Here is a 19,804-nt window from a genome sequence, read left to right as displayed (position 1 = left end):
CCGAACCCGTCCCCGATTATTGTCCGACATAACCGGGAGACTGATGAATGACCTTCCTTGCCGCCGGACGTGCCGGCGCAACCGCTGTGTGGCGCATTGTCCTTATGGCGGCGCTTGCGGGCGTCGCATTGCCGGTGGTGACCGCCGCTGCCCCGCGCGCAACCGATGCGCCGTTGCTGTTGCCCGACATGCCATTGCACGATCCGTGGATCGTCGCCGACCGCGCCACGCGCACCTATTGGCTGTTCACCCGCAACGAGAAGCGGCTGACCGGTGACCAGCGGCTGGGGATCATGGCCTACCGCAGCACGGACCTGAAGCATTGGCAGCGGCCGGTCGTGGTCTTTACGCTGCCCGAGGACAGCTGGGCGAACGACGGCGCCTGGGCGCCGGAAGTGCATCGCTGGAAGGGGCGATGGTATCTGTTTTCGACCTTCTACAATGACGGCCTCAAGCTGCCCGGGCAGAACGGGCGTCAGCCGGTGCGACGCTCGACCCTGCTCGCCTCGTCGGCGACGCTGGGTGGGCCATACCGGCTCGAGCGTGGCGGTGCGCCGATCGTCGATGCCGCGCGGATGACGCTCGACGGGTCGCTGCACGTCGATCGTTCGGGCAAGCCGTGGATGGTCTACGCGCACGAATGGGTGCAGGTGGGCGACGGGACGATCGAGGCGGTGCCGCTGGACAACACGCTGGCCGTCGCCGGGCCGCCGCGCCTGCTGTTCCGCGCGTCCGAGGCGCCGTGGGCGAAGCGCGCCGACCCGGCCGATATGAAGGACGGCAACGTTACCGACGGACCCGAGCTGTTCCGCACGCGCACCGGCACGTTGTTGATGCTGTGGTCGAGCTATGACCGGCGCGGTTACGTCCAGTCGCTGGCACGGTCGAAGAGCGGCGAGGTCAGCGGACCGTGGGAGCAATTGCCGCCGCTGGTGCGCGGCGACAGCGGGCACGGGATGCTGTTCCGCACCTTCGAGGGCAAGCTGACGATGGTGCTGCACCGCCCGTTCGAGAATGCGCGCGGCAAGCTGTATGCGATGCGCGACCTGGGCGACACGATCGCGGTCGAGCGCGAGCTGACCGAGCTGGATGGGGAGACGCGGCCGGTGGTGACGGCGGCGGGAGATTAGGCCCGAGGCCTCATCCCTTTTCACGTCATCCCGGACCTGATCCGGGATCCCGCTTTTTCCGCGGACGCGGGGAAGAAGCGGGGCCCCGGCTCAAGGCCGGGGCGACGACGAAGGGGCAGGCTAGCCGTCGCTCAGTAATCGACTGCATAGTCCTTGCGGAAATCCTGCCCGTCGAAGGCGCGGCGCATCGTCCACGGTTGCGGCGCGGCCGTCCAGTAAGCGTGATCGGCGGGCAGGCCGAGCGCGATCAGGCTTTCCGAGGCGATATACATGCTGCCGGCGTTGGAATAGACGTCGCCCAGCGTCGGCTGATGGCGCGCGAAGCCGATCGTCAGGAAGCCGTCGGCATTGAAGTTGCTGGGATCGGCGAAGACGCGCCGTTGCGCCGCCATCGTCGCGGCGCGCACCTGCCCCGGTGGCAGCGTGTCGGGCAATTGCCCGCGCCACGCCAGATGCCCGAGCGGCTGGTGCACCGCGGTGCGATAGGTGAGCGAGCGGCCGATCGCGGCATAGCTGCCGTCGGGGGCGATCATGCGTTCGAGATGCTCGGCGTAGCGTTGCTCGCGCTTCACCGCGCGCGCCAGTTCCTCGGCAGGGCGGAGGTTGTTGAAGCTCGGCTTGCCCGCGGCCAGCCTGGCGAGGATTTGCACCAGCATCGGTTGAATGACGTAGCTGTTGTAATAATCATAGTGGAAGCGCTGGCCATCGCCGTACCAGCCGTCGCCGACATACCATTCGAGCATTTTCTTGATGGTCAGGTCGACGCGCATCGGGTCCCAGTCCTCGCCGATCGCGAACAGGAACGCCTCGTTCATCGCCGCGAACAGCAGCCAGTTCTGGTAGGGCGGGGAGATGCGGCGCAGGCCCTTGATCTCCTCGACGATCCGCGCCTTCGTTTTGGCATCGAGCGGCTTCCACAGCGCGTCGGGCGCGCGCAGCAGCGCGCTGGTGAAATAGGCGGAATCGACCAATGCCTGTCCATGTCCGCGCCACAGGAGGTAGTCAGGGCTCCTGGGATCGACCGCATGGGTGTAGCTTTGCAACGCCTGCGTGCGCAGCGTGGCGCGGAGCCGCCCCTCTTCACTGGCGTCGTCGGGGAGCGCGAGCCACGGCGCAATGCCGTCGATCAGCCGCCCGAACGCCTCGAGATAGGCCACGCCGGGGTTGCGGCCGTCCCATGTCGGGCTGAGTTCCGGCGTCCATTCGGCGTGGAGCCGACCCCGCGCCATGCGGCCGAGAACCGGTTCCGCCATCCGGCGCAGCAGCGCGAGCGCGTCGGCGCGGTCGGTCGCGCCATCGGGGAGCGGCGGTTCGGTGACGCGAGTCTGCGCCTCGGCGGTGGTCGTCGCCAACCCGGCCACCGTCAGGCCGCCGGCCAGCACCGCACGTCGATCGATTTGCATCACTATTGCCCTGCCTTCGGTATCGTGAAGTCGAGCGCCGCGCCTTTGGCGTAATCGTCCCATTGCGCGCGCGTGCGGAAATCGCCTTCGCCGTGGCTCCATGCCGAGCCCGAATAATAGACGAACGGCGTGCCGGGCGTGACGCGCAGCAACACCAGCTGGTTATCGGCATCGGCGCGCACGTCGGCGATCATCCGCGGATCGACGCGGATCGCGATCGCCATCCGGCCGTGGCCGGGATCGTCCGGCCCCCACCAGGACAGCAGCCCGCGGGCGCGATCGACGCTCAACTCCCCCGCGCCCTGCCCGGTGGTACGCTTGCCGATGCCGATGCCGACCAGCAGCGGCTCGGGGCGGTCGGAGGACAGGGTCGAGATCATCCGCGTGAAATGCGTGCCGAGCGGCAGCGTGAAGCGCCGCGTCTCCCACACCTTGCGCACCGTATCGACCGGCCAGGGCGCGTAATCGACGGTGAAGTCGGCGCGGTCTCCGCCGCTGGCGAGGATGCGGTGGCGGACGAAATTGCGCGAGGTCCACAATTTGTTGTCGTGCCAGATGCCCAGCCCGCCCGCGCCGCGCGTGGTGCCGACATTGTAGAAGTCGATCCCCTCGCCATGATAGGCGTGCTGGTCGCCGGTGCGCAGCTGGCGGTCGGCGAATGGCCAGCGGACATTCTTGCCCCAGCTGTCGATCCCAGAGCCCGACGGCGGCTCGGCGGCCTCCAGCGCATGGCCGTAGATGCGGTGCGCAGTGCGGTCGTTTTCCCAGAGCAGGTCATCGTAGCGATAGTCGGCGAGCAGTGCGACGGCGTGCGGCGTGCGATCGGGCGGCGGGGGCAGCGGGGCGGTTACCGGGAGTGGCGGGGCCTGCTGCGCCACCGCAGGCGCGGCCAGCAGCAGCCATGCCGTCGCGGTCGCGATCATCCGCGGGCGTCGCATCGTCGGTTCCTCTCGCTCATCAATGTTGTACGATAACCTAAGACATCATATCTATTTTGCCAAGGCGGTGCTTTGGCGATGGGGGTTGGCCTTGTACCTTGATATAGAGCGGGAATGACCAAGACCATTTCGATGGCCGATGCGCTGTACATGAAGCTGGAGGCGCGGATCCGTTCGGGCGAGATGCCGCCCGGTGCGCGTCTGCCGACGCAGAAGGAGATCGCCGAGGACGAAAAGGTCAGCCGCACGGTGGTGCGCGAGGCGGTCGCGCGGCTGGAGGCGCACGGCATGGCGATCGCGCGGCAGGGGTCGGGCGTGTTCGTGTCCGACGATGCGCGTTATCAGGCGTTCCAGATCACGCGGCAGGACATGAGCGAGCTGGCGGATGTGATCCGGCTGCTCGAGGTGCGGCTGTCGGTCGAGTCGGAAATGGCGGCCTTTGCGGCGGCGCGGCGCACCCTGACCGACATTTCCGCGATGCGCGCGGCGCTGCGCGACATGGCGGAGGTGGCCGACGATCCGGTCGCTTCGGCGGCGGCGGATACGCGCTTCCACACCGCGATCGCGCGCGCGACGCAGAACGAGACCTTCGTCAAGCTGATCGACTTCCTTGGCGTGCGGCTGGTGCCGCCGCGCAACCTGTATCTGCGCGACCAGCCGCCGGAGGCGCAGCGCGCCTATGTCGAGAAGGTGCGTGCCGAGCATGAAGCGATCGTCGATGCGATTGTACGGATGAATCCGGCCGGGGCGCGCGATGCGGCGCGGCACCATATGCAGGAAAGCCTGAGCCGTCATACTGAGCTAAGCGAGGCGGCGGGGCTGTCACGCGACGGATGATGCAAGCGGATTGACGTGACCTGAAAGTTGTATGATAACCCGATTCATGAGCCGCGATCAGCGGTGCAAGAGGAGGGGGTTATCGTGGGCAGGTCGTTGTTCATCGGCATGGCGTCGGCACATGCCATCGCATTGGCGCTGGTGGCGGCTCCCGCCGCAGCGCAGACCGAACCGGCTGCGCCTGCCGCCGCCCCGGCCAGCGACCCGCAGACCACCGCCGATGCGACGAGCGAGGACATCGTCGTCACCGGTTTTCGTCGCAGCCTTGCCGAAGCGCTGGAGCTGAAGCGCGAGGCGGTCGGCATTCGCGATTCGATCGTCGCGGAAGACATCGGCAAATTCCCCGAGGCGAACGTCGCCGATTCGATGCAGCGCATCCCGGGCGTGATCCTCAGCCGCGATGGCGGTGCCGGGACCAACGAAGGGCAGCGAGTGGCCATTCGTGGCCTCAGCTCCGACTTCGTCGTGACGACGCTGAACGGCGCACCGGTGCGCACCACCTCGGCCGGCAGCGTCGGCAGTTCGAGCCGCGCGTTCAACTATGACGTCTTTCCGTCCGAGCTGTTCGGCCGCGTCGACGTCTACAAGTCGCCGCTCGCCAATCTCGAAGAGGGCGGGATCGGCGGCAACGTCGACCTGCAGACGCCGCGCCCGTTCGACAGCAAGGATCGCGTGTTCCGCTATACGGCGCAATATAGCTACAACGACCAATCGGAGAAGTGGCGCCCGCGCGGGTCGCTGATCGTGAGCGATCACTGGGGCAATTTCGGCGTCCTGTTCGGTGCCGCCTATGCCAAGACCGTCAACGAGCGCTCGGGTTTCCAGTCGACCGGCGGCTATAATTCGTCGACGCTCGGCCGCCGTCCCTATTACGGTTCGGTGCCGTCGAACACGAGTGGGCCGTTCCAGTTCGAGCTGAACCTCGACAGCCCGCTCGCCAATCTCGGCAACCTGACGCGCGCGCAGGTCGCCAACGCGCTGCTGCCGCGCTTCTACCGCGTCTATACCTCGAACACAGAACGCGAGCGGATGGGCTTCGTCGGCTCGGTGCAATATAAGAGCGGCCGGTTCGAGGCGAGCATCGACGGCATCTATTCCAAGCTGGCCGATCAGATGGACGAGTTCACGTTCGGCGTGCCAGTGCGCAACTCGCGCACCGCCCCGGGCACGACCGCGATCCCGGGGACCGGCACCAATTCCGGCATCATCCCGCTCGACGTGAAGATCGACCAGTACAACAATCTGTACGGCACCTTCGGCAACACGAGCATCATCGGCGAGAGCTTCTTCCGCGATTTCGAGACGAAGTTCTCCTACGGCGTGGCGCGCGCGAAGTACGACTTCAGTGACCAGGTGACGTTGCAGGCGCAGGGCAGCATTTCCAAGAGCCGGGCGTGGCAATCGGGCAACCGGATCGTCTCGAACATCTACGGCATCACGACGACCTACGATCCGACCGTCAACGTCTCCTATCCGACGATCACGTCCCCGACGTCGTTCACCGATCCCGCCAATTTCCGCGATCCGTCGCTCGGCTTTTCGATCCAGCGCGAGGACGATACGGTGAAGAGCCTGCGTTCGGTGCTCGACTGGACGGTGGTCGATACCGGCGACAGCAGCATGGCGTTCAAGGTGGGCGGCAGCTACGTCTCCAGCCTGAAGAGCCGGACCGCGCAGGACGGCTCGTCGATCGCGCGCGCCGCGACGCTGCCGAACGGTGGCACCTTCGCCTCCAGCGGCAATGGCGTGTTCCAGTACATGGACCCGTTCCTGCAATACGGCACGCTGAACAACGGCGGCAACGCGGGCTATCCGTCCAATTTCGCGACCTTCTCGCGCGATTTCGTCATGGGTACGCTGGGGGCGAACGAAGCCAACCGGCAGGCGCCGCGCCAGCTCAACGCCACCTATGAGGCCGAGGAGCGGGTCAAGTCGGCGTTCCTGGAGACGTCGTTCAAGCTGACGATCGGCGGGCACGAATTGCGCGGCGATGCCGGCATCCGCTATTCGGATACCGAGACGATCATTAACAATTACACCAACCTGGGCGGCGCATTCACGCCCAACCGGCGCAACGGCGGCTACCAGAACTGGCTGCCGTCAGCGAGCCTCGCCTTCGACATTACGCCCAAGCTGCTGCTGCGTGGCTCGATCGGCAATACGGTGACGCGCGGCGCGCTCAACGACATCGCCGGCAGCATCGTCGTGCCGAACGTGTTCAACAATGCGGTGACGGTCGGCAATCCCGACCTGCGTCCGCAGGTCGCGACCACCTATGACGCGGTGCTCGAATGGTATTTTGCGCCGGCGGCGCTGGTGAGCATCGGGCTGTTCGAAAAGGACATCACCGACCAGCCGGTCGCGGTGACCGAGGATGTGCCGTTCGCCGCTGCCGGGCTGGACCCGAGCTATTTCAGCTGCGCGGCGTTCGGCGGACCGACCGGCACCTGCACGTTGGCGCAGGTCAACGCACTGACCAACAACAACCCGCGCATCCTGCGCACGATCGTTCAGAACGCGGGGCAGTTGAAGCTGCGCGGGCTTGAGGCGGCGTATCAGCAGAACTTCACGTTCCTGCCCAAGCCGTTCGATGGCCTGGGCCTGACCAGCAGCTTCACGCTGATCGACCAGCAGCAGAAGGGCATCGACTATAATTTCGTGCTGACCAACGGCAGCGTCGTCGCGCTGCAGAGCGTGCCGAAATATACGTACAGCATCACCGGCTTCTATGAAAAGGGACCGTTCTCGCTGCGCGGATCGTACAATTACCGGTCGAAGACCGGCGGTGCACAGCGCAATACCGCAAACGACGAAATCTCGTATTTCGCGGCGCAGGGCTATCTCGACGCGACCGTCGCGTTCAAGATCAACGACTATATCGAGCTGCGTGTCGATGCGCTGAACATCACCAACGAAAATACTTATACCTTCTACCAGAATCCGTCGAAGTCCGTCGGAGAGACGCACCGCGACAATTCCTACTTCAATGGGCGGACCTTCTCGTTCGGTATCCGCGGCAAGTTCTAAGACGTCCCCCACCTGGGCGCGCGGCGGTGTCGCGCGCTCTTTCTTTCCGGAGCGCTCGACATGCCGGACATTGCCGCCGCGCCGCCGACCGGGCGCTATCGCTGGACGATTTGCGCGTTGTTGTTCGCGGCGACCGCGATCAACTATATCGATCGGCAGATGATCGGCGTGCTCAAGCCGGTGCTCCAGAAGGATCTGGGGTGGAGCGAAGCGCAATATGCCGACATCGTCTTCTGGTTTCAGGCCGCCTATGCCGTCGGCTTCCTGATGATGGGGCGGTTGATCGACCGGTTCGGGGCGCGGCTCGGCTATGCGCTGGCCTTTTCCTTCTGGACGCTGGCGCATGTCGCGCACGGGCTGGTGAGCAGCGTCGCGCAATTCGGCGCGGCACGGTTTGCGCTCGGGCTGGGCGAGGCGGGCAATTTCCCCTCCGGGCTGAAGGCGGTGACCGAATGGTTTCCGCAGCGCGAACGCGCGTTCGCGGTCGGGCTGTTCAATGCCGGGGCGAATGTCGGGGCGATCGCGACGCCGTTGCTCGTGCCCGCGATCACGATCGCCTATGGCTGGCGGATGGCGTTCATCGCGACCGGTGCGTTCAGCGTGCTGTGGTTGATCGCTTGGGTCGCGATCTATCGCCGGCCCGAGGAGCACCCACGCGTCACGGCCAGCGAACTGGCGCTCATCCGCAGCGATCCCGCGCCGGCGGTGCAGCGCGTGCCGTGGCTGCGGCTGTTCGCGTATCGCGAGACCTGGGCCTATGCGGTGCCGAAGTTCCTGACCGATCCGATCTGGTGGATGTTCCTGTTTTGGCTGCCCGATTTCCTCGGCAAGCGCTACGGGCTGGATCTCAAGTCATTCGGGCCGCCGCTGGTGGCGATCTATCTGCTGTCGGATGCGGGGAGCGTGCTGGGCGGCTGGACCTCGTCGCGATTGCTCCGGCGCGGCTGGTCGGCGAATGCGGCGCGCAAGGCGACGATGCTGGGCTGCGCGATCGCGGTGCTGCCGATCGTGACCGTCCAGTACGTCGACAGCCTGTGGATCGCGGTCGCGCTGATCGGGCTGGCGACCGCCGCGCATCAGGCGTTTTCCGCCAATCTGCTGACCTTGCCGTCCGACCTGTTCCCGCGCGCGGCGGTCGGATCGGTGGTGGGAATCGGCGGGACGGCGGGCGCGATCGGCGGGATGCTGATCGCCAAGTTCGTCGGTCATGTGCTTGGCATCTCGGGCAGCTATGCGCCGATCTTCGCGGTGGCGGGGGGTGCCTATCTGCTGGCATTGCTGTCGCTGCACGTCATCAGCCCCCGGCTGGCCCCGGCCCGTTTCGCGTCCATGGAGAGTGCCGCATGATCCTTCGACACCTTGCCCTTGCCGCCAGCATCATGGCGGTCGCCGCGCCCGCGGCGGCACAGCAACAGGGGCCGATCGCGCAGGCGGTGAAGCTGGCCGACTGGCAGCTGTCGCACATGGACGTGAACCCGCGCAGCGGCGACATGCGCGCGTGGGAACCGGCGGTGTTCTGGGTCGGGATGACCGCGCTCGCCGATGCCGGCGCGCCGCCGCGGATCAAGGATGCCATCATGGCGATGGGGCGCGCGAACGGCTGGCGGCCGGGCGAGAAGCCCTATTTCGCGGACGATCATGCGATCGTGCAAAGCTATCTGTGGGCCGCCGCGCATGGCGGTCCGCCGCAGGCGCTGGCGAGCGCGAAGACGACGTTCGACCGCGTTGTCGACAAGCCGGCGGTGACGACGCTCGCCTTCGCGGTGCCGCCCGAGGGCTATGGCGCGACCGAGTGCCTGACGCGCTGGTGCTGGTGCGACGCCTTGTTCATGGCCCCGCCCGCTCTGGTCGAACTCAGCCGCCAAACCGGCAATCCGAAGTATCGCGACTTCGCGATGAAGGAATTCTGGGCGACGACCGACTTCCTGCTCGATCCGGTCGAACAGCTCTACTATCGCGACAGCCGTTTCTTCGAGCGCCGCGATGCGCAGCGCCGCAAGCAATTCTGGGCACGCGGCAATGGCTGGGTGTTCGCGGGGATGGCGCGGATCATCCCGTTGTTGCCGAAGACCAGCCCCGACCGCGTGCGGATGGAAGGGCTGTTCCGCAATATGGCGGCAAAGCTGAAAACGTTGCAGAAGCCCGATGGCTATTGGGCGCCATCGCTGCTCGCCCCCGAGGACGCGCCGCCGGAATCGAGCGGTACCGCGTTCTTCACCTATGGCATGGCGTGGGGCGTCAACGCCGGCATCCTGCCGCGCGCCGATTATTCCCCGATAGCAAAGCGGGGCTGGGCGGCGCTGGAGCGGTCGATCCAGCCCGACGGGCGGCTCGGCTGGGTGCAGCAGGTCAGCGACCGGCCCGACAAGGTCGCCGCGCAGGAGACGCAATATTACGGCGTGGGCGCGTTCTTGCTGGCAGCGACGCAGGTCGCGCAGCTCGACCGCGCCCGTTGAACAGGAGCAACGACCGTGTACGCCAAGACCTATTACGCCACCCATCCCGATATGATGGAGGGCGCCTCCAATCAGGCGCTGCGCGACCGCTATCTGGTCGGCGGGCTGTTTCGCGATGGCGAGATCGTGCTGACCTATTCGCATGGCGAGCGCTTCATCATCGGCGGGGCGGTGCCCGGTGCGGCGACGCTGGCGCTGCCGACGCACAGCGAACCGGAAAGCGCGGCGGGGCATCCATTGCTCGAACGGCGCGAGCTGGGGGTGGTGAATATCGGGCGCGGCACCGGCAGCGTCTCGGTCGATGGGCAGGTATTCGAGGTGGCGCGCTACGAGGCGCTGTACGTGCCGATGGGATCGTCGGCGGTGACGTTTGCGGGCGAGGGGGCGCGCTTCTATCTGCTCAGCGTGCCGGCGCACGCGCCGTTCCCGCTGCGCAAGGTGACGCTGGCCGACGCCAATCCGATGCAGCGTGGCAGTCTGGAGACGTCGAACGACCGCACCATCTATCAGTTGGTGCTGCCGCATCTGTGCGCCAGTGCGTCGCTGTGCCTGGGGCTGACGCAGTTGAAGCCCGGATCGGTGTGGAACACGATGCCGCCGCACGTTCATGAGCGGCGCAGCGAGATCTATCTCTATTTCGATCTGGAGGATGACAATCGCGTCTTCCATTACATGGGTCGCCCCGACGACCTGCGGCATATCGTCGTCGATAATGAAGAGGTGGTCATCAGTCCGCCGTGGTCGGTGCACATGGGCGCGGGGACCAGCAACTATACCTTCATCTGGGCGATGGCGGGCGAAAACCAGGATTATAACGACATGGACGTTTGCGACATATGCCAGTTGCGCTGAACCATCCGTTTGACCTGAGCGGGCGCGTCGCGATCGTCACCGGTGCGAATACCGGGATCGGACAGGCGATCGCGGTTGCGCTGGCGCGGGCGGGGGCAGATGTCGCGTGCGTCGGGCGTACCGCGGCCGAGGAGACGGCGGTGATGATCCGCGATCTGGGACGGCGTGTGGCGGTGATCCACGCCGATCTCTCCACGATCGAGCCCCTTGGGCGTGTGGTTGCGGAGACGCTGGAGGCGTTCGGGCGGCTCGACATTCTCGTCAACAATGCCGGGATCATTCGCCGCGCCGACGCGGTCGACTTCACCGAGGAAGACTGGGATGCGGTGATCGACACCAATCTCAAGTCGGTGTTCTTCCTCAGCCAAGCGGCGGGGCGGCACATGATCGCGGCCGGAGGCGGGCGGATCATCAACATCGCGTCAATGCTGACCTTTCAGGGCGGCATCCGCGTGCCGAGCTATACCGCGGCGAAAAGCGGGGTGGGCGGGCTGACCAAGCTGCTCGCCAACGAATGGGCGAAGCACGGCGTGACGGTGAATGCGATCGCGCCGGGTTATATCGCGACCAGCAATACCGCGGCGTTGCAGGCTGATGTGGAACGCAACCGTGCGATTCTGGAGCGGATACCGGCGGGGCGCTGGGGCGCGCCGGGGGATCTGGGCGGGGCGGCCGTCTTCCTCGCCTCCGATGCGGCGGCCTATGTGCAGGGGCATGTGCTGGCGGTCGATGGCGGGTGGCTGGCGCGGTAGCGACAAGCCGCGCAACCCCTTCGTCATTGCGAGCGTAGCGCGGCAATCCAGGGCGTCCTGGTCCGGCCCTGGATTGCTTCGCTCCGCTCGCAATGACGAGGCGCTCAGCCGATCGTGCGGCGGAAGAAGGCGAGCGTCTGCTGCATCGCCTGCAGGAACAGTGCGGGGTCGTAGCGCGGGCCTTCGTCGCGGAGGAAGGCGTGCTGCGCGTTCCATTCGTGCCATTCGTATGATGCGCCGACCGCCTCCAGCCGCGCGCGGATCGTGGCGCGGCCGTCGAGCGGGACGTGTGGGTCCTGTCGTCCCCACACCAGCAACAGTTCGGCTTTCAGCTCCGCCAATCGTGCGAGCGTGTCGTCGCTGCGGCCTTCGCCGAGCGTGCCCGAGTGGATGTCGGTCGGGTAGAAGCATGCCGCCGCCGCCACGCGCGGGTCGAGCGCAGCGCGGCAGGCGAGATGCCCGCCCAGGCACACGCCGAACGTCGCCAGCCTGCCCGTGCAGGCCGGATGCGCCATCAGCGCGCCGATCGCGGCGATAGCGTCGGCATCGAAGGCTGCGACGGGCTTGGTGAACTTCAGCGCATTGCCGCGCTCCGTACCGGCCGCGTCATAGGAGAGTATTGTGCCCGCGGGCTCATATTCGTGATAGACTTCAGGGACGGCGACGACATAGCCGTTGCCCGCCAGCATCGCCGCCAGCCGCCGGATCGGCGCGGTGACCTGATAGATTTCCGAATAGAGCAGCACGCCTGGATAGCGTCCGTCCGCCACGGGACGGAACAGGTGCATCCGCATTGCCCCGGTTCCCGGCACATCGACATCGACGGTTTCATCGCTGCGCAGGATCATGGGACAATTATCCTCTTGGTTGTAGAAACTATTATGAAAGTACTATCGTGTAACCGTGGCGGGATGGCACCACCCACTTTCCATATCGAAGCGGACGCGACGGGAGAATTCCTGAAGCTGACGCTGACCGGCGACTGGGATGCGGAGATCACCGCGCGCTTCGCCGCCGAAGTCGGGGCGACGCTGCGGCGGATGGTGGCCGAAGGGACACGCCACGGTCACTTGCGCACGTTGATTGACATGAAGCGCAAGAACGTCGTGCCGCAGACCGTCGCCGCCGAGTTCGCGAAGATGGTGCGCCCGGACTCGCCGTCCAAGCGGATCGCACTGGTCTTTTCGGGGGCGCTGCACCGTATGCAGACGAAGCGGATCGCCGACGAACGCTGCGCATTGTTCGAGAATGTCGAGGAAGCGCGGGCGTGGTTGTTCGCGGATTAGGGTGCGTCTGCACCGGTCACTTGCCTCATTCCGTCATCCCGGACTTGATCCGGGATCCCGCTTCTTCCTTATGGCGGGTACAAGCGGGACCCCGGATCAAGTTCGGGGTGACGTTGAAGGGAGTGCTCCGCTCAAATCGCCGCCGCATGCAGGTTTCGAACGTCGATCACTCCTAGCGCGTCGTCTTGGTCAGCGTCGCGACCACCACCGGCGGCGGCGGTGTCGCACCGACCTTGGCGAGCGCGGCGGGGGGCCAGCGCTGTTCGCGGATCGCCGCCTTCACGTCGGCGGGGGCGGGCGGGGGCCAGGGGGCGCCGCTTGCGCGCAGTTTCGCCTCGAGCCGCTGCCGTGCGGCTTCCTCATCGGGGGACGAGAGTTTCAGCGGTTGCGCGATGCCATAGGCGGGCAGCGCGCCGCCCGCGCCGACCGCCCACGGGTTCGCGCCCGCTTCGATCAGCACTTCGGCGACCTGCATCGAATCCATATCGACCGCGTCCTGCAACGGGCTGCTGCCGGTAGAGTCGGTGCGGTCGAGCTTCGCCTTGTGCGCGATCAGCAGCTTCGCCGCGGCGGGATCGGCGACGCGCGCGGCGGTGCGTAGCGGCCAGACCGCATCCTCGCCCTGCGGATCGGGGCTGGCACCGGCGGCAAGCAGGGCGCGCATCGCGTCCAGATCGTGCACGTCGATCGCGGTGTCGAGCGGCAGGCCGGGGATCGCGCCATCGGGCTTCGCGCCGAGCTGGAGCAACGCATCGCGCATCGCCGGGTCGCAGCGCGCGACCGCGAAGGACAGCAGGTCGCCGGCCTGACCATCCGGCCGGAAGTCGGGGTAGCGCGCGGGCGGGACGTGGGTGGTGAGCACGGCGGGATCGGTCTGCACCAACGCGCGGACCTTCGCGACATCACCCGCGAAGATCGCGGCGGCGATGTCGCGCCCCGACTGGCCGTTGGTGACCGCCTTGAGGATCAGTCGTTCGTCGAACTTCATCGTCGCGCCGCGTCCCTTGCATCCCTGCGCCGCCGCGGGGGCGGGGCGCGAACAGGCCGTCGCCGGCACCACGATGGCCAGCGCCGCGGCAAGGGTCAGCCAGCGCGTCAGCGCGGCAGGCTCGACAATACCCAATCCATGCTGTGCCGGTCGATCGGCAGCATCGGGCTGAGATTGCGTTCGAACCAATTCAACCCCTCCGGCGCGACGGCCTCCATCTCATGCCGCGTACCATAGGCTTCGGGCAGGTCCAACAGCACCGCGCCCGCCGCCGCGCCGCCCGGACCTCCGGTCAGGACGCCGCCCAGCACGCCGCCTATCACGCGATCGCCGCCGTCCTGGATGCCGGACAGGATCTCGCCGTCGACATACCACGCCTGCACCGACGCCTGTGTGGTCGTGCCGTTGGTGGCGCGGATCGTATCGGCCTGCGCGATCGTCGCGTCGTGAAGACCCGACGCGTTGAAGGTATCGGCGGGCCGCCCGCCGGCGATCGCCGCGGCCGAGGCGAGCCCACCGCCGAGCGAGTGGCCGGTGAACGACACCTGATCCGCCAGCTCGGAACGCCCGATGCGCTCGCCGATCAGCAGCGCGGAGCGATAATGCGCGGACTCGGCACCGAACGCCTGCTGCGCGTTGGTCGTCCAGTCGGCGAGGCTTTCGAAGCGGGTGCCACGCATCGCGATGACGTAGCGCGTATCGTCGCCGCTGCCCTCGGCATAGACGCGCGCGCGGAAATCGCCGGCTTGCAGGACGGAGGGATCGAGGTTGAGGTCGCGCAATTCCGCTTCGCTGGCAACGCGGTAGCCGGCGGGTGGCGCGGCGGTGTCGTTGTAGACGTCCTGCGCGAGCAAGGCGTGGGCGCGCAGCTCGGCGGGATTCTGCGACGCGGGCGCGGCGGGGCTGGCGAGCATCCGGGCCGCGCTGCCCGCGAGCGGGGCGATCGTGCCGAGCGTCGTGCGCGCGAGCGGGAGCGGCGTTGTCGCGCGTAATGCGGGACTTAGCGCGTTGGTCTGGCCGATCTGCATCCTCACCTCCCTGATCGTGGGGACGAGGATAGGGTGATCGGGCGCAAGTGGCTCTAATCGAAACGCTTAGTCGCAGAAGAAGCGGGACCCCGGCTCCAGTCCGGGGTGACGGGGGTGGTCAGCTCGCCAACGCGAGCGCGCCGACACCGATGCCGGCATCGGTCAAATGACGCGCGAGGCCGGGGAGACGATCGGCGTAATCGGGCGAGCCACTCGCGACCTCCAGTGAAATGTCGAGCGTTCCTGTGGCGTTGCGGACCAGTCGCGCGCCGGTCGCCGGCCAGGCGTCGCGCCCGAAGCGCACCGAGACCTCGCGTGCGCCCTTGCCGTTCTCGCGCGTCCAAAGATCGGCGAGCATCTGCGCGAAGGCGCTGGGGTCGACGTGGGGGGCGGGCATCGTGGGGACGCCGATGACGGGGGCGGCGAGCTGCCCGGCGAAGGATTGACCGCCCGACTGGCCGCCGGTGTCGCGTTCCTCCTCGCGGTGGATGGCGTAGCGGTCATCGGTGGGCAGAGCGGCGGCGCGTTCGCGGGTTTCGCCGGTCATGGTGCCGGCGTTTTGACGTGGTGCGTCCTTGCCGGTGCCGGTTTTGGCGGGAGCGGGGCGCGGCGCGGTACCTTCCGGCTGCATCTTGGCGCGTGCACGGGCGAAAGCGTCGCTCATGGCGCGCACATCGTCGCTGCGCGGTTGCTGATCGGGGCGCTGTTGCGGCTCGGCGGCGCGCGTCGGGGTGCTGCGGGTCGCGGAAACGCTGGTCATTTGAACCTCCTGGTATCCTCGCGGTCGCGTTGCTGGCGCTCGTCGGTGCGCAGATGGGCACGTCGGCGGAGCGTTGCGGTGCGCTCGGCGAGCAGGTCGTGACGCGCACGGGCGATGATCGCGGCGCGTCGGTGCGCACTTTCCTGCGCCTCGGCGGTGGTGCGGGCCACTTCGGCGTCGCTGTGGGCCTGTTCGGCGACCGAACGGCGAAACAGCGCCGCGTTGAGCACCGCCAGCCGCCGTTCGGCCTCGGCCGGATCGGCGGCAAGCGCAGCGTGCGCCTCGGCCTGCGTCTGCGCGGCGGTGGCGGCGGCGTCGGCGGCGCGGTGCGCAGCCTCCTGCGCGGCGTCGGCGTGCGCGCGCGCCTCGGCCAGTGCGCGCGCGGCAGCCTGCAGGCGGACCTGCCGCAGCCGCAGCAACTGCGTCGCCTGCCGGCGCTCGTCAGCCGCGCGGCTCATCCGCCGATCGCCCGCAAGCGGAACAGGCCGGTGTCGAGCGGCTCGGCGCGGTCGGGGGGCTGGCGGAGCAACGCGTCGATCTCCGGCCGCGCGGCGATCGCCTGATCGGCGAGCGCGTCGGCGCCGGGCTTGTACTCGCCGACCTGTACCAGAAACTCGATCTCGGCATGTTTGGCGAGCAACGCGCGGACGCGCGTCGCGGCGGCACGGTGGTCGGGTGTGGCGAGGCGCGGGAACAGCCGCGACAGGCTGCCGAGGATGTCGATCGCGGGATAGTGGCCCGCTGCGCCGAGCTTGCGCGACAGCAGGATATGGCCGTCGAGAATTGAGCGCACTTCCTCGCCGACCGGATCGCCCTCATCCTCATCCTCGAGCAGCACGGTGTAGATCGCGGTGATCGAACCGGTCTCGTCGGTGCCGGCGCGCTCGAACAGCCGCGGCAGCTCGGCGAAGACCGACGGCGGGAAGCCGCGGCGCACCGCCGGCTCGCCGGCCGCGAGCCCGATCTCGCGCAGCGCGCGCGCGAAGCGGGTGACCGAATCCATCAGCAGCAGCACGTCGCGGCCCTGCGCGCGAAAGCCCTCGGCAATCGCGGTCGCCTGATAGGCGGCGCGGACGCGCTCCATCGCGGCGCGATCGGAGGTGGCGCAGACGATCACCGCGCGCGCCAGCCCTTCGGGGCCGAGCGCATCCTCGATGAACTCGCGGACCTCGCGCCCGCGCTCGCCGATCAGCGCGATGACGATGACGTCGGCGGCGGCGAAGCGCGCGATCGAGCCGAGCAGCGTCGACTTGCCGCCGCCCGCCGCGGCGAACACGCCCATGCGCTGCCCGCGCCCAAGCGTGAGCAGGGTGTCGATCGCGCGCACGCCGGTGGGCAGCACCGCGTCGATCAGCCGGCGGCGCATCGGATTGGGGGCGGGGGCGTGGAGCGCGCGGCGCGGCATACCGGCGGGCAGCGGGCCGTGGTCATCGATCGGGGTGCCGCGCGCGTCGAGCACGCGGCCGAGCAAGGCGTCGCCGTAAGCGACCCGGTCGTCGCCGGTGCGCACGATCACCTCGGCATCGACCGACAGCCCGCGGACGTCGCCGAGCGGGGTGAGCACGGTGGCGTTGCCGGCGATCCCGACGACCTCGACGGGGACGACATGCCCGGTGCCGGGCTCGACGACCTCGCACGTCTCGCCGATCCGCGCGGCGATCCCGGTCACCTTGAGCGTGGTGCCGAGGATCTCGACGATCCGGCCGCGGCGGTCGAGCGTCCGCGCGCCGTCAAGCCCGGCGATCAGCCGGTCGACCAGCGCGGCATCGTCACGCAGCATCGCCGGCCCCGTCCTGTAACCCCCACGCCGCGGCAAGCTGCGCGAGTTGCACGTCGAGACCGGCGCGCGCGCGGCCGAGCGGGGTTTCGATCACGCACTCGGTCGCGTCAAGACTGGTGTCGGCGACGACGCGCAGGCCCGCGCCGTGCGCAAGTCGCGCCTCGGTCGCCGCGACCGCCTGCGGCGCGACGCGGACCAATGTTTCGGCGGGGGCGGCGACCGTTTCGGCGGCGCGCGCAGCGAGCGCGGCGACGGTGTCGGCGGGGCCGATCTCGCCCGCGATGCGGCGGACGACCTCGAGCGCGAGCCGGGCGATCTCCTGCGCGCGGCCGGCGTCGCGCGCCTGATCGCGCGCGGCGATCTCGGCGAGCAGCGCCGCGCCGGCTACCTCGCCGGCGGCGCGGCCGTCGCGATAGCCGGCGGCGTGCCCCTCGGCATGGCCCTGCGCGGTGGCGGCGTCGATTGCGGCGGCGCGGGTGTCGTGCAGGTCACGGGCGTGGGCGAGCAACGCGAGCGCGTCGCGCAGCGGCGCGATGTCGGCGGCGCGGACCAGCGGATCGTCGGCGAGCAAGGTCGCGAAGCGATCGGCGGCGAGGATCGTGAAGCTCATGCCGCGGCCACCAATTGCCGCGCCTCGGACGCGGTGAGCGCCAGCGGGAAATCGGGCGCGGGGGGCAGGATGCTGCGTAACCCGAGCGGCAGCGCGCGGCGCAGGATCGCATGGCCGAGCGGGGCGAGCGCGCCGGCCTCGACCCAAGCGCATTGCGGTAAGCCAGTGTCGGCGTGCGCGATGGCATGGTCGATCGCGGCGCTGCCCGCCACTTTGGCGAGCGTGCCGAGCCACGCGCCGTCGATCGAGCGCGCGAGTTCGTCGGCAAGCGCCAGCGCGGCGACGCGGCGCGCCAGCGTGTCGCGCGCGCCCTCGTCCTGACGCAGCCAGTCGGGAACGAGCGCGAGTTCCTCCCAGCGGACCGCGGGGGCATTGGGGTCGGTAAGCGCGCGCTTGCGCGGGGCGGCGACCCCGCCGAGGTCACGGCCGAGCGCGGCGAGCGCGGCGCGCTCGGCGGCACTCATGGTCGCGCCTGCGGGACGATCGCGCGCCGTCGCTGGTTCCAGCGTCGGAACGCCGGATAGCCGAGCAGCGCCGCGACGAGCAGGAGCAGCGCGACGATGCCGCCGATCACCGTCGCGGACACGCCGCTGGCCGCCGGTTGCGGCGCGACCAGCCGCATCGGTTCGGCGGGGAAGGTTTCGACCGTCACGCGCTCGTATTTGAGCCCCTCAACCGCATTGACGACCAGCGCTTTGATCTTGCCGATCTGCTGGTCGATCGCGGTGCCGGGGCGGTATTTGACGAACACCGACGCCGAGGCGGGCGGGGGCGTCTCCGCGAGCGGCTGTGCCTCCGGCAAGGCCAGATGGACGCGGGCGGCGACCACGCCGTCGATCTCCGAGATCGTCTGCTGGAGTTCCTGCTGGAGCCCATAGGTCAGCCGCGCGCGCTCTTCGGTGGGCGAGGACAGCACGCCCTTCTTGGGGAAGAGCGTACCGAGCGACTGAAACTCCTCGCGCGGATAGCCCTGTGCGTGGAGCAGCTCGATCGCGCGCGGGAAATCGCCTTTGGCGGTCGAGATCTTCCACTGGTTCTCGCCGGCCTCTTCCTTGTCGGCGGTGATCCCGGCGCTTTGCAGCACCGCGACCATCTCATTGGCCTGCGGCTCGGTCAGTTTGCCATACAGCTCGGCGCGCCCGCACGCCGCAAGCAGCAGCAAGGCGCCGATCGCGGCGAGCGGGGGGGCGCGCATCGTCATGATCCCCGGGTCACGATTGCTGGCGGAACAGCTGCTGGATGCCGTCCGACGTGCGGTTCGCGATCGACGACGACAATTGGCAGTGGAACATGAATTCGTGGCATTTCATCGTCAGGTTGACGACCTCGCCCGGCGTCATGTCCGCGCCGCCGGCCTGTGCGGCGCGCGCGATCTCGCCGACCGACTTCGCCTCGCCATTCACCTTCTCGATCTGCCCCAGCATCGCCTTCATCGCCGGGGCGAGCGCGTCGGGGCTGCCGACCGACATCGCCGGTTGCACGCCCGCGGCGCCGAGCGCCCCCTGAAAGCCGGTCATATCGGCCAGGCTCGCGCCCGGCCCCATCTGGCTGACGCCGGGCGTGTCGACCGACACGCCCATGCCGCCCGCCGCGATCGGATCGATCGTCATTGCGGTTCTCCCGTCTTAGCCCTTGCGCGCCATCGTCTCCAGCGCCTTGCCGACGCTGTCGAGCGAGCTGGACGAGCTGTTCGACAGGAACGACATGCGCATCGCCTCGGCGGTCAGCTCGGTGATCTGCGAGGGGTTGTCCTGTCCGCCCGCGCCGAGCTGCTGCGACAGCGAGTCGAGCTTGCCGGCTTGCCGGTCGAGCGTCGCGCCCCATGCGTCGGACAATGCCTCGAACCAGCTGCCCGAGGTGCCGTGCGGGCGCTGGTTGTTCAGCGGGGCGGTGGCCATCGTGGTGAGGCCGGTCGTCACGGTCATATCGCTCATCACCTTGCTCCTTCTTGGTTCAT

General features: G+C 68.3%; 21 protein-coding genes. 8 read left to right on the top strand and 13 right to left on the bottom strand.

Going from position 1 to position 19,804, the window contains the following annotated elements:
• The first annotated feature begins 47 nt into the window (after window positions 1-47).
• Window positions 48-1,130 (top strand): glycoside hydrolase family 43 protein, encoded by a 1,083-nt coding sequence (locus SPHPH_RS0111325; RefSeq protein WP_238303057.1) that lies wholly within the window; start codon window positions 48-50, stop codon window positions 1,128-1,130.
• 131 nt (window positions 1,131-1,261) lie between these two features.
• On the opposite strand, the gene SPHPH_RS0111320 is transcribed toward SPHPH_RS0111325, so the two are convergent.
• Both SPHPH_RS0111320 and SPHPH_RS0111315 read right to left on the bottom strand, forming a co-directional pair.
• Window positions 1,262-2,533 carry a DUF2264 domain-containing protein gene (locus SPHPH_RS0111320; RefSeq protein WP_037488484.1) on the bottom strand — a complete coding sequence of 424 codons (1,272 nt, stop codon included), beginning with the start codon at window positions 2,531-2,533 and terminating at the stop codon, window positions 1,262-1,264.
• Window positions 2,534-2,535: 2 nt separating this feature from the next.
• Window positions 2,536-3,471, bottom strand: coding sequence for a DUF4861 family protein (locus SPHPH_RS0111315; protein WP_028966792.1), 936 nt, complete (start codon window positions 3,469-3,471; stop codon window positions 2,536-2,538).
• 114 nt (window positions 3,472-3,585) lie between these two features.
• Between SPHPH_RS0111315 and SPHPH_RS0111310 the strand changes: the two genes are divergently transcribed.
• The 6 genes from SPHPH_RS0111310 to kduD all read left to right on the top strand — a co-directional run bounded on the left by SPHPH_RS0111310 (window position 3,586) and on the right by kduD (window position 11,395).
• A complete protein-coding gene (locus SPHPH_RS0111310) occupies window positions 3,586-4,308 on the top strand; it encodes a FadR/GntR family transcriptional regulator (RefSeq protein ID WP_028966791.1) in 723 nt (240 codons plus the stop codon).
• 84 nt (window positions 4,309-4,392) lie between these two features.
• Window positions 4,393-7,335 (top strand): TonB-dependent receptor, encoded by a 2,943-nt coding sequence (locus SPHPH_RS0111305; RefSeq protein WP_238303050.1) that lies wholly within the window; start codon window positions 4,393-4,395, stop codon window positions 7,333-7,335.
• 60 nt (window positions 7,336-7,395) lie between these two features.
• Window positions 7,396-8,682, top strand: coding sequence for an MFS transporter (locus tag SPHPH_RS0111300; RefSeq protein WP_028966789.1), 1,287 nt, complete (start codon window positions 7,396-7,398; stop codon window positions 8,680-8,682).
• Window positions 8,679-9,791, top strand: coding sequence for a glycoside hydrolase family 88/105 protein (locus SPHPH_RS0111295; RefSeq protein WP_028966788.1), 1,113 nt, complete (start codon window positions 8,679-8,681; stop codon window positions 9,789-9,791). The genes SPHPH_RS0111300 and SPHPH_RS0111295 overlap by 4 nt, the downstream gene beginning before the upstream one ends.
• A gap of 15 nt (window positions 9,792-9,806) precedes the next feature.
• Entirely contained in the window at window positions 9,807-10,643 is an 837-nt protein-coding gene (gene kduI / locus SPHPH_RS0111290; RefSeq protein ID WP_028966787.1) for a 5-dehydro-4-deoxy-D-glucuronate isomerase, read from the top strand.
• Complete coding sequence (gene kduD, locus SPHPH_RS0111285) at window positions 10,640-11,395, top strand: 2-dehydro-3-deoxy-D-gluconate 5-dehydrogenase KduD (protein WP_028966786.1); 756 nt, start codon at window positions 10,640-10,642, stop codon at window positions 11,393-11,395. The genes kduI and kduD overlap by 4 nt, the downstream gene beginning before the upstream one ends.
• Before the next feature lie 104 nt (window positions 11,396-11,499).
• On the opposite strand, the gene SPHPH_RS0111280 is transcribed toward kduD, so the two are convergent.
• Window positions 11,500-12,243 (bottom strand): dienelactone hydrolase family protein, encoded by a 744-nt coding sequence (locus SPHPH_RS0111280; protein ID WP_028966785.1) that lies wholly within the window; start codon window positions 12,241-12,243, stop codon window positions 11,500-11,502.
• Between the two features lie 63 nt (window positions 12,244-12,306).
• Between SPHPH_RS0111280 and SPHPH_RS0111275 the strand changes: the two genes are divergently transcribed.
• Entirely contained in the window at window positions 12,307-12,681 is a 375-nt protein-coding gene (locus SPHPH_RS0111275; RefSeq protein WP_028966784.1) for a hypothetical protein, read from the top strand.
• Window positions 12,682-12,853: 172 nt separating this feature from the next.
• Here the strand turns inward: SPHPH_RS0111275 and SPHPH_RS20490 are convergent, their stop codons facing one another.
• From SPHPH_RS20490 to SPHPH_RS0111225, 10 genes are all read right to left on the bottom strand, one after another.
• Window positions 12,854-13,804, bottom strand: a complete 951-nt coding sequence (locus SPHPH_RS20490) for an ankyrin repeat domain-containing protein (RefSeq protein ID WP_051272975.1) — start codon at window positions 13,802-13,804, stop codon at window positions 12,854-12,856.
• Complete coding sequence (locus SPHPH_RS20485) at window positions 13,777-14,697, bottom strand: Tle-like phospholipase domain-containing protein (protein WP_051272974.1); 921 nt, start codon at window positions 14,695-14,697, stop codon at window positions 13,777-13,779. Before SPHPH_RS20485 ends, SPHPH_RS20490 begins: the two co-directional genes overlap by 28 nt.
• 118 nt (window positions 14,698-14,815) lie before the next feature.
• The gene (locus SPHPH_RS0111260; protein WP_028966783.1) at window positions 14,816-15,457 is read right to left on the bottom strand and encodes a hypothetical protein; all 642 of its coding nucleotides are present in this window, start codon (window positions 15,455-15,457) and stop codon (window positions 14,816-14,818) included.
• A complete protein-coding gene (locus SPHPH_RS0111255; protein WP_028966782.1) occupies window positions 15,454-15,915 on the bottom strand; it encodes a hypothetical protein in 462 nt (153 codons plus the stop codon). Before SPHPH_RS0111255 ends, SPHPH_RS0111260 begins: the two co-directional genes overlap by 4 nt.
• The gene (locus SPHPH_RS0111250) at window positions 15,912-17,237 is read right to left on the bottom strand and encodes a FliI/YscN family ATPase (RefSeq protein ID WP_028966781.1); all 1,326 of its coding nucleotides are present in this window, start codon (window positions 17,235-17,237) and stop codon (window positions 15,912-15,914) included. Before SPHPH_RS0111250 ends, SPHPH_RS0111255 begins: the two co-directional genes overlap by 4 nt.
• Window positions 17,227-17,847 carry a FliH/SctL family protein gene (locus tag SPHPH_RS0111245; protein ID WP_028966780.1) on the bottom strand — a complete coding sequence of 207 codons (621 nt, stop codon included), beginning with the start codon at window positions 17,845-17,847 and terminating at the stop codon, window positions 17,227-17,229. The genes SPHPH_RS0111250 and SPHPH_RS0111245 overlap by 11 nt, the downstream gene beginning before the upstream one ends.
• Window positions 17,844-18,311 carry a hypothetical protein gene (locus SPHPH_RS21320; protein WP_028966779.1) on the bottom strand — a complete coding sequence of 156 codons (468 nt, stop codon included), beginning with the start codon at window positions 18,309-18,311 and terminating at the stop codon, window positions 17,844-17,846. The genes SPHPH_RS0111245 and SPHPH_RS21320 overlap by 4 nt, the downstream gene beginning before the upstream one ends.
• Window positions 18,308-19,042 (bottom strand): type III secretion system inner membrane ring lipoprotein SctJ, encoded by a 735-nt coding sequence (gene sctJ / locus SPHPH_RS19550; RefSeq protein WP_051273286.1) that lies wholly within the window; start codon window positions 19,040-19,042, stop codon window positions 18,308-18,310. The genes SPHPH_RS21320 and sctJ overlap by 4 nt, the downstream gene beginning before the upstream one ends.
• A gap of 16 nt (window positions 19,043-19,058) precedes the next feature.
• Entirely contained in the window at window positions 19,059-19,457 is a 399-nt protein-coding gene (locus tag SPHPH_RS0111230; protein WP_037488476.1) for a hypothetical protein, read from the bottom strand.
• Window positions 19,458-19,472: 15 nt separating this feature from the next.
• Window positions 19,473-19,781, bottom strand: a complete 309-nt coding sequence (locus tag SPHPH_RS0111225) for a hypothetical protein (protein WP_028966777.1) — start codon at window positions 19,779-19,781, stop codon at window positions 19,473-19,475.
• Between the last annotated feature and the right edge of the window lie 23 nt (window positions 19,782-19,804).

Origin of the sequence: Sphingomonas phyllosphaerae FA2 (genome assembly GCF_000427645.1) — a bacterium.
GTDB lineage: Bacteria > Pseudomonadota > Alphaproteobacteria > Sphingomonadales > Sphingomonadaceae > Sphingomonas > Sphingomonas phyllosphaerae.
The sequence above is the reverse complement of the archived record's forward strand: the minus strand, read 5'-3'. Positions and strand labels throughout refer to the sequence as shown.

Coding starts and splice junctions, on each gene's coding strand:
- SPHPH_RS21320 (WP_028966779.1), bottom strand. CDS start 18,311: ATGAGTGCCGCCGAGCGCGCCGCGCTCGCCGCGCTCGGCCGTGACCTC.
- SPHPH_RS0111245 (WP_028966780.1), bottom strand. CDS start 17,847: ATGAGCTTCACGATCCTCGCCGCCGATCGCTTCGCGACCTTGCTCGCC.
- SPHPH_RS0111325 (WP_238303057.1), top strand. CDS start 48: ATGACCTTCCTTGCCGCCGGACGTGCCGGCGCAACCGCTGTGTGGCGC.
- SPHPH_RS0111320 (WP_037488484.1), bottom strand. CDS start 2,533: ATGCAAATCGATCGACGTGCGGTGCTGGCCGGCGGCCTGACGGTGGCC.
- SPHPH_RS0111275 (WP_028966784.1), top strand. CDS start 12,307: ATGGCACCACCCACTTTCCATATCGAAGCGGACGCGACGGGAGAATTC.
- SPHPH_RS0111260 (WP_028966783.1), bottom strand. CDS start 15,457: ATGACCAGCGTTTCCGCGACCCGCAGCACCCCGACGCGCGCCGCCGAG.
- SPHPH_RS0111280 (WP_028966785.1), bottom strand. CDS start 12,243: ATGATCCTGCGCAGCGATGAAACCGTCGATGTCGATGTGCCGGGAACC.
- SPHPH_RS0111250 (WP_028966781.1), bottom strand. CDS start 17,237: ATGCTGCGTGACGATGCCGCGCTGGTCGACCGGCTGATCGCCGGGCTT.
- SPHPH_RS0111300 (WP_028966789.1), top strand. CDS start 7,396: ATGCCGGACATTGCCGCCGCGCCGCCGACCGGGCGCTATCGCTGGACG.
- SPHPH_RS0111315 (WP_028966792.1), bottom strand. CDS start 3,471: ATGCGACGCCCGCGGATGATCGCGACCGCGACGGCATGGCTGCTGCTG.
- SPHPH_RS0111255 (WP_028966782.1), bottom strand. CDS start 15,915: ATGAGCCGCGCGGCTGACGAGCGCCGGCAGGCGACGCAGTTGCTGCGG.
- SPHPH_RS20485 (WP_051272974.1), bottom strand. CDS start 14,697: ATGCAGATCGGCCAGACCAACGCGCTAAGTCCCGCATTACGCGCGACA.
- SPHPH_RS0111310 (WP_028966791.1), top strand. CDS start 3,586: ATGACCAAGACCATTTCGATGGCCGATGCGCTGTACATGAAGCTGGAG.
- SPHPH_RS0111225 (WP_028966777.1), bottom strand. CDS start 19,781: ATGAGCGATATGACCGTGACGACCGGCCTCACCACGATGGCCACCGCC.
- sctJ (WP_051273286.1), bottom strand. CDS start 19,042: ATGCGCGCCCCCCCGCTCGCCGCGATCGGCGCCTTGCTGCTGCTTGCG.
- SPHPH_RS0111230 (WP_037488476.1), bottom strand. CDS start 19,457: ATGACGATCGATCCGATCGCGGCGGGCGGCATGGGCGTGTCGGTCGAC.
- SPHPH_RS0111295 (WP_028966788.1), top strand. CDS start 8,679: ATGATCCTTCGACACCTTGCCCTTGCCGCCAGCATCATGGCGGTCGCC.